The organism is Deltaproteobacteria bacterium (assembly GCA_016210005.1).
In the GTDB taxonomy this organism is placed as follows: domain Bacteria; phylum Desulfobacterota; class Binatia; order HRBIN30; family JACQVA1; genus JACQVA1.
Genome location: JACQVA010000129.1, coordinates 1 through 2008, shown reverse-complemented (window position 1 = coordinate 2008; position 2008 = coordinate 1). Strand labels below are relative to the sequence as shown.

The 2008-nt window shown below is 64.6% G+C and carries 1 protein-coding gene; it reads left to right on the top strand.

Features of this window, described 5'->3' with window-relative positions; translation table 11 throughout:
• Nucleotides 1-558 precede the first annotated feature (558 nt).
• Nucleotides 559-2007: an ISKra4 family transposase gene (locus tag HY699_12315; protein ID MBI4516587.1), complete on the top strand. Its 1449-nt coding sequence runs from the start codon at nt 559-561 to the stop codon at nt 2005-2007.
• Nucleotide 2008: the final 1 nt, after the last annotated feature.

The window sequence follows — 2008 nt, the reverse complement described above, 5'->3', positions numbered from 1 at the left end:
CATCCGGAGGCGGCGAGTGGACGAAGCCCTGGATCACACCACGCGCGAGGTCGAGAGCGGGTTGGAGGCCGTGCAGTTGGATGAGCCGACGGAGGGCGGCTCGGAGGGTACATTCATGCCGACATGCGCATGAAAGAGCCAGCCCTCGGCCATGCTGATCCCTCCAGCGCCACGCCGAGGCGGTTCCAGCCGCCGGACGGCCTCCTCGCATTTCTTAAGGGACTCTGACTATGCCGACATGGAGTCGGCGTAGGGCACGGGAGTCAGCGGCACTCCTTCGAGTGCTCGCTCCGACGCGGCATGGTCCGGGACGCGGCATTATGCCGCTGAGCGAGCACCGCCCCATGCCGTCCTCTGGAGGAAGGGGAGTTTCGGCACCTGGAGTGCGGCGGGCAGCCGCTTTGTCGAACGGATCATGACCGCGAGGGCAACGCTGCGCCAGCAGGGCCGCAATGGGGACTGGATCTACTTGTGAGCACTAGACTTAGGATCGCTAGCTTTTTTGCCCACAATATGTAGTAATGGGTGGCAACCACCGGACTAGGGAGGTAGCCACCCATGACCAACAACGGCGAGACCATCATCATCGAGTTCCCCTCTGACCTCAAGGGGATGGCCGACGCGGTCCAAGCGTTCCTCAGCGAGGTTAAGAAGGTGCGGGCGGATCACTCGAAGGGGGGCGGAGCGGTCGACTACGAGCGTGTCGAGAAGCAGTACGGTGAGCTCTCGGCGAGGATCGAGTGCGAGGCACATGGTGCCACCCTGAGATCCCTGGCGAGTGATGCCAACCGGGTGAGCATTCGAGGAAAGCTGTGCGCCAGCGTGGGCACGTTCACCGCCGACTTCTTCACCAAGAGCGGTCCGACGCCGGTGCCCCGAAAGCTGTTCCGGGAGGTTGGGGTGAGGAACGGCCCGACGTTCGATCCCGTCGCACTCCGGATCGGGGCGGTCCAGGAGCACTGGCTCCCGGGCACCGCCAAGAGCATCGCTCACTTGGTCCAGCAGGGGACCTCGAGGGAGGCGGAAGTCACCGCGCAGGAGATGGGCCGCCTCCCCTACTCCAGAACGAGCATGGAGCGGATCGCGCACGCGGTCGGCACGCTGTTCGTCGCCCAGAGTGCCGACATCGAGGACAGGCTGATCGAGGAGGTTCAGATCCCGGAGGGGACCGCGGGCATCAGCGTGTCGGTCGACCGAGCGGCGCTCGCGATGGAGGAGCCTCGCCCAAGACCGAAGGGAAGGCCGCGAAAGAACGCGCCGAAGAACCCCATCTCGCGGGCCTGGAGGATGGCCTACTGCGCCACGGTCACTCTGCACGACTCGAAGGGGAAGGCGCTCTACACCGAACGCTTCGGCTGGACGCCCGGGACCGACGTGGAGTCCATCTCCGATCTTCTCGCTCGAAACGTCGCATCGCTCCTGCTCAGGAACCCCCGCCTGAAGCTCTCTCTCCTCACGGACGGTTCCGAGGATGTCCAGAACATCCTGGGCACCTACATCAACCGGGAGTGGCAGGGCGTTGAAGTGACGAGTCTCATCGACTACTGGCACGTAGTCGAGAAGCTCGCCGCCGCCGCGAGAGCGATGTTCCCCGAGGCGGAGAGGAAGGCCATTCTGGCTCGCTGGAAGAAGTTCCTCCTCACGAGCAGCTCTGCTCACGCATCGATCCTGGCGGAGCTCCGCGCCTCCGAGAAGGAGTGGGTTCGGATCGGTGGCGAAGCCCCGGTCCACGCCGCGATCACCTACCTCGAGAACCAAGGCCACCGGATGGACTATCGTCGAGCGAGGAGGGCTGGGTTCCCGATCGGAAGCGGCAACGTGGAGGCGACCTGCAAATCCCTCATCCAAGTGCGCATGAGGAGGTCCGGCTCGCGCTGGAAGGAGCAGACGGCTCAGCACATCCTGTCGCTCCGAGCGGTCGCTCTGAGCGACCTCTGGAATGACGCGATCTCCATGGCGCTCGAGTCGCTCAGGACCTCCGTTCGTAACGTTTGCCGCGCCGCATAGT

What these genes read in the sequence shown, in the direction of transcription:
- HY699_12315 (MBI4516587.1), top strand. Translation starts at nt 559, where the DNA reads ATGACCAACAACGGCGAGACCATCATCATCGAGTTCCCCTCTGACCTC.